Source organism: Candidatus Cloacimonadota bacterium (assembly GCA_011372345.1).
GTDB lineage: Bacteria > Cloacimonadota > Cloacimonadia > Cloacimonadales > TCS61 > DRTC01.
Genome location: DRTC01000111.1, coordinates 1 through 5,689 on the forward strand (window position 1 = coordinate 1; position 5,689 = coordinate 5,689).

A 5,689-nucleotide genomic window follows, 5' to 3' on the forward strand; every position below is an offset into this window, starting at 1 on the left:
CCCATTTTTAATAATTTATTGCTCTCTTATTTTTTTATCGTAAGTTTCAATCAAACTATTTAATCTATTACTGAAAACTTTTGCTTGATTAGGACTCATAATTATTCTTGTAGTCATTTTCACAATATTATTATGGCTAAATCCAAAATCAATAATTAGATCATTGTTGGACATGTGGAACTGTGCAAAATTGCTATAAGTATTTTCAAATTTATCAGGGATGTGTATTTCAATTTTTTTTGCTGTTTTTTCTTTCTTTGGTTCCATTGTTTTACCTCCTCTAACAATAGAAACTTTTTTATATTTAAAATGATGTCAATTTCATTCTTGTTTTTTTTTAGAATTCTTTATCCGTATCCGTGTTTATCCGTGAAGATCAGTGAGCAAAAATATTATTCCGGCAGATTCACAAAAATAGGATAACCCCACTGTCTATCAGGACTACATTCAGGTTTGTAATAATCACAGAGATAAGTCATGATCCCTTCTCTATGGGAATTTTCTTCAACAATCGCAAATTCATAACCGCAGTTTTTATCTTTGATCCTGTCTGAAATACAAATTCTTTTTTCTGTCGGTTTTGTATGGCTTAATATACGTTTCTGAAGATTACTTGTTTCTCCAACAAAAAAACATTTCCATTCACCCTTTGTCAGCTTCACCCAGAAAAGGTAAATTCCTGGTGATTCGGGAGTGTTTTCCTTTATTTTGTCTTCCTCAAAGGAATTAAAAAATTTTGACCACTCTAAAGTTAATTGCATAATTATCCTTGAAAAAGTTAATTATCTTCAGCTTCTTCTTTATCTATGTCTTTATCTTGTTCTTTCTCTTGTTTTTTCTCTTGTTCTTTCTCTGCTTCTAATTCTGCTTTTGATTTCAGGATGATCGGTTCAGGAAATTTATCGAGTCCTGCATTAGTAATCTGAATTTCAGCAGAACCTCTGATCTCATCATCGATCATAAAATCGAAATGGATATATTCACCGGCTGTCCACATGGTCGGAAAATTTCCAACCTGCAGGATAAAACCATGTTCGCCAAAATATCCATTTCCGAAATCTCCGAGATAGCGAACTTCTTCCGGTCGCAGAGTGATATAGGCAGCATAATCGAATTCTTCTTTTGACGGTGCAGTTTCTCCATCTGGTAATAAAACAACACCGTGAACCGAATGCGGTAAGGATGAAAATAATAAAGTTATTGATAAAAAGAAAAACAAAGAAACAGTTATTTTTTTCATTGTTACTCCTGATTAAAATTTTTTTCTTGTTATGTGATTTCCACAAGCCCACTGGTAATTATATTTTCTTCAGGATCTACTAAAAATACTCTAAAAAAACCTTTATCCTGAAAATTAATGTCATTAAAATAGATAAAATCCATCTCCGGATCGACATCGAATTCCCAGGCATCATAGTATTCAAAAGTACCTTCGCGTGGATTGTATTTATCAACCTGAATGGTTATTTTAGTATAGAAGATCGGTGATTTTAATAATGCAACAACTGTAATGTTACCGGTTGTAAAACGATCCGAGCAGTCGATCTCGCCAGCATCAGGATCATAGCTTACACAAAAATATAAAAGATCACAATTTTGAGCATAAATTGAAACAATGGAAGAAAACAACAAATTTACAAAGATAATTACAAATAACAATTTTTTCATCTAACCTCCTATAAAGACAAAAACAAAAAATGTCTGTTCTCTCGTCAAGAATATTAATTTCACCGTAGCAAATATGATAAACAGCAAAGAAAATAATTGTTGTTAAAAGATATTCTTTATTCTGTTTTCATAAACTTTATACTGATCCTTACCGTTTTTCTTACAAAAATACAAAGCTTTGTCAGCCTCCTCCAGCATCTTTTTAAAGGTCGATTCGATTAACGGATCACTTTTTATACCTTCGATTTTCAAGCAGGAAATGCCGGCGCTGACTGATATTTTAAATTCTTTTTTTCCTTTAGAAAATACCTGTTTATTGATTTTATTCCTGATAATTTCCGCAACAACAATGATATTTTTGAGGTTAATATTAAAAAGCAGCACCAGAAATTCATCTCCTCCATAGCGAACGAGAATATCACTTGCTCTGATGGATTTTTTCAGGAGTTCAGCTGTTTGGAACAACACTTCATCTCCTGATTGATGACCGTGATTATCATTAACAACTTTAAAATCATCTATATCGAATAATAAAAGCCCGACCGGAACTTGCTGACGATTTGCCAGACGGTAAAAATCAGCATAATTAGAATCAAGATACCTTCTGTTATGGATTCCGGTCAATTCGTCGATAATTGATAGTTCCTGAACTTTAGCGTACATTTTCTCCAATTCCGAATATGTTTTTTTCATATAATCAACAAAATGAACAATATGAAAATTGCTTTCCATGATAAGATTTTTCATCTGCTCGTTGATGGAAGACAGAAATTTCGCTCTCGAATCTTCTTTGAATTCATCGAGAGTTTTCAAGGTTTCTTCGAGCAGTTTATTCCATCTCTGGTTCAAGAATTTTATGGAATATTCAAAATGATCAACGAAGTTTTGAACAATATTCTTGAAACTCTGTTCCTGGTCTCCTGATTTGGAAAAAGTTTCTTCTCCCAGCATGGCATAAACCTTTGTTGTTTTTTGATAAGCTTTTGCCAATTTCTCAATATTGAAATGATCTTGAAAATAATCAATCTCCGTCTTATGAAGTTGGAGTGCCAGCGAAAAATCATGGGAATCAAATAACATTTTTGTTAATATTTCAGTCATTTCTGAAAGTGCATTATATTGAGATTCATTATCTTTTTCGAGAAGCTTGAACAAGTTTGAATAAATTTCAGGACCATTCTGTTTAATGAATTTTTCCGTTGTATTTAATGATTCTAATTGATTTAAAGTGGTATCAAAATTCATAATGAACTCCTTCCATCTTTTTTTTACAATAGCAGAACAAGAAATTGCTGATATTCTTGTCAAATGAAAAATAAAAAATAATCGAAAGAAATTTTAAATTAAGTGACTAATTTTTCTTCAAAAACAAGTTTTGAGAAAAGACCAATCTTCGATTGGGACACATTCTTGTTCCCAAATTCCGATAACATCATCGTTCGATGATGAAGGAACACAACTGATAAAGAAATTTCATTTCGAATATTGAGTCCACTCTAAAAAGGTCAAATTCAATAAAATTAGAAACCGTTAAAACGGTTAATACTTTTTCCTGTTTCATTAACCACCAACTTAAGTTGGTGGTTAATTAGAAGATAGAGGTCATAAACCGATTCATCAGTTTCCAAATTTCGGGCAAAATTTCATACATATTCCAAATTATTGCCTTTTTAGAGTGGACTCAACAATACTTTCTCGCACAAAAAATCAAAGTAAAACTTTTCAACAATTGCATTCCTTGTCATTGTTCCAATGACATTTTAAAATTTCGGAATGAGGAGAAACAGTAGTTTTGAAAATTTCACGATCCCAATACATCGGGATTGGTAAGTTTGGATTTTTTAAGCGGCTAAAATGTTGCTCCTTGTTCCTTTCACCTTGTCCCTTTCTCATTTATTCTCTTCTCTCTTAATAATTATCATTTCCAGAGCAAAAAGAAACAGAACAACAATCAGCAAGTATTTCCAGATCTCAAAACCATATCTGGTCTGCAGGACATTATCTTCCCAATCCTGATCAAGAAAATTGATATTTTTATATTTTGTTTTAGAAAATCTTCGGTAATCACTTTCCTTGTAATCAAGATTTACCGGAATCCGTTGCTCATCTACAATGTATATTCCCGGTTCGGATACCACCAGATTCGCTTGTTTTGTTTCCATCAGATCACCCGAAGGAAGTTTTATCCGATTAGATTTCAGTTTGATCTTATTTCCCACTTTAATCGAAGAAGTTAGCAATTGGTCATTGGAAAGATATTTGAGCGTATTGAAGGCAAAAACCGGAAATGCTGAATCGAGCAGGAAAGGATTCAGTAAACTTTGAACATCAAAAAGCCAGACACACGATCTCTCTGATTCCAAAGCGAGTGGAAAATCAGCAGTCTGTAATAAAACACCGGAATTTTTTTGGGATTCGACTTTCCAGAAATCATTGAAATCAAGCTGTTTGGAAGGATCGAGTAAACTTGTAATAGAGTGATATTTATTGATGAATGTCGTTTTTCTCTGTTTGCTGTTATGGGAAAATTCCAAAAATCTAATTCCCATTATATTGCTGATATAATCCTGAAGATCATTTGATAAATCCTTGTCAGCAATAAAAAGGAGACCTTTATTATTTTTTCGGAATTTATCGAGTAAAAATTGTAGCCTGTCTGATAATTTGTTTTTCTGATAAACAATAATATTTTCGAAATTGCTCAAACTATCATAATTCAAGTTATCAGAAGTGAAGAATTCTAAATTTTCCGGATCATATGTATAAATTTCCAAAATGGTTTGAATTGGTAAAGGCAAGGTTTCGTTATCTGAAATAATTGCAACTTTCGGTTCGGAATTAAAGTAAAAGCTGAAATAATTGCGATTATCAAAAGGCTGTCTTTCGTTTTTAATATGAACATAACCGGAATGCCATCCCGAATTTTCAATATTGATCGAGAAATCATCCGCTTTTCTTTGCAGAGGTTTCAAATCTGTCACTTTTTCCGCAATCGTCTGCCCATCCAGGAATATGCTGCAGATAACATCTTCCTGAACAAAATTTGAGTGATTAACGATTTCAAAACTGATCTTCTTAGCGTATGTCTTTTTAGTGAATTCATTGATCAATCGTGCATTTTGGCAACTGATATTGCTTCTTATTTCCGTTTCGGAAGTTGGAATAATAAAGCAGGAAGTGTCGATCTTTTCGGGAAGTTCCTGTTTTTGCAGATCGGAAATAAAATAAATTTCGCGATTGGGAAGATGACTTTCCTTTAATTTTTCAGAAGCCATTTCGAGTACATCGGTAAGAGGTTTTGCCAGAGGTGTAATCTCGATATTCCTGATCAGGTTTTCCGGGATCTTTCCATAGATGAGATTACTGTTCAGGCTGTTCCATTCCTCATTTAAAGTCAGCAGTAAAGTCATATCATCATTAGAAATCATCTCGTTGAATTTTTCTGCAATCGATTTCGCTTTTTCCAGTTCGGTTTGCGTATCGATCAAATAATCCATACTATAAGAATTATCAATGATAATAGCAATTGCTGTTTTGGGGTGTTTCGTTCCTTTTTTGAGGAAAGGAGCTTTTATGGTCGGTCTGGAAATTGCCAGGATCGTCAGTAAAATGATCAACATGCGAATGATCAGTAACAACAGATTTTTCAGATTGATCTTTTTCCGCTGTTGTTTCTGGCTTTCTTTGATGAACCTGATCGTACTGAAGATGATGCGACGAGGTTTTTTCTTCGCAAAAAGATAGATCAATAATGGTATCAGAATGGCAGATGTGAGGAATAAAATTCCCGAATTTAAGAAGGATAGATTAAACATTATTTTTAGAAACTCCCCTTAATCCCCTCTTTGATAAAGAGGAGAAATGTTAAAACTTGCCAAATTTCAAAAATTTGGCAAGTTTGAGTCCACTCTAAAAAGGTCAAATTCAATAAAATTAGAAACCGTTAAAACGGTTAATACTTTTTCCTGTTTCATTAACCACCAACTTAAGTTGGTGGTTAATAAGAAGATAGAGGTCAATA

General features: G+C 33.0%; 6 protein-coding genes. All 6 read right to left on the minus strand.

Annotated elements, in window-relative coordinates:
- Positions 1-15: 15 nt before the first annotated feature.
- On the minus strand, positions 16-267 hold the full coding sequence (locus ENL20_02050) for a DUF3467 domain-containing protein (protein ID HHE37337.1): 252 nt from the start codon (positions 265-267) through the stop codon (positions 16-18).
- Between the two features lie 125 nt (positions 268-392).
- Positions 393-761 carry a hypothetical protein gene (locus ENL20_02055; protein HHE37338.1) on the minus strand — a complete coding sequence of 123 codons (369 nt, stop codon included), beginning with the start codon at positions 759-761 and terminating at the stop codon, positions 393-395.
- 17 nt (positions 762-778) lie between these two features.
- Positions 779-1,240 carry a hypothetical protein gene (locus ENL20_02060; protein ID HHE37339.1) on the minus strand — a complete coding sequence of 154 codons (462 nt, stop codon included), beginning with the start codon at positions 1,238-1,240 and terminating at the stop codon, positions 779-781.
- 29 nt (positions 1,241-1,269) lie between these two features.
- Positions 1,270-1,668: a hypothetical protein gene (locus ENL20_02065; GenBank protein HHE37340.1), complete on the minus strand. Its 399-nt coding sequence runs from the start codon at positions 1,666-1,668 to the stop codon at positions 1,270-1,272.
- A gap of 102 nt (positions 1,669-1,770) precedes the next feature.
- The gene (locus ENL20_02070; protein HHE37341.1) at positions 1,771-2,913 is read right to left on the minus strand and encodes a GGDEF domain-containing protein; all 1,143 of its coding nucleotides are present in this window, start codon (positions 2,911-2,913) and stop codon (positions 1,771-1,773) included.
- Positions 2,914-3,557: 644 nt separating this feature from the next.
- Positions 3,558-5,483 carry a hypothetical protein gene (locus ENL20_02075; GenBank protein ID HHE37342.1) on the minus strand — a complete coding sequence of 642 codons (1,926 nt, stop codon included), beginning with the start codon at positions 5,481-5,483 and terminating at the stop codon, positions 3,558-3,560.
- Positions 5,484-5,689 lie beyond the last annotated feature (206 nt).

Bases quoted from the DNA above. Each gene is read 5' to 3' on its own strand.
- ENL20_02050 (HHE37337.1), bottom strand. From the start codon at position 267: ATGGAACCAAAGAAAGAAAAAACAGCAAAAAAAATTGAAATACACATC.
- ENL20_02055 (HHE37338.1), bottom strand. From the start codon at position 761: ATGCAATTAACTTTAGAGTGGTCAAAATTTTTTAATTCCTTTGAGGAA.
- ENL20_02060 (HHE37339.1), bottom strand. From the start codon at position 1,240: ATGAAAAAAATAACTGTTTCTTTGTTTTTCTTTTTATCAATAACTTTA.
- ENL20_02065 (HHE37340.1), bottom strand. From the start codon at position 1,668: ATGAAAAAATTGTTATTTGTAATTATCTTTGTAAATTTGTTGTTTTCT.
- ENL20_02070 (HHE37341.1), bottom strand. From the start codon at position 2,913: ATGAATTTTGATACCACTTTAAATCAATTAGAATCATTAAATACAACG.
- ENL20_02075 (HHE37342.1), bottom strand. From the start codon at position 5,483: ATGTTTAATCTATCCTTCTTAAATTCGGGAATTTTATTCCTCACATCT.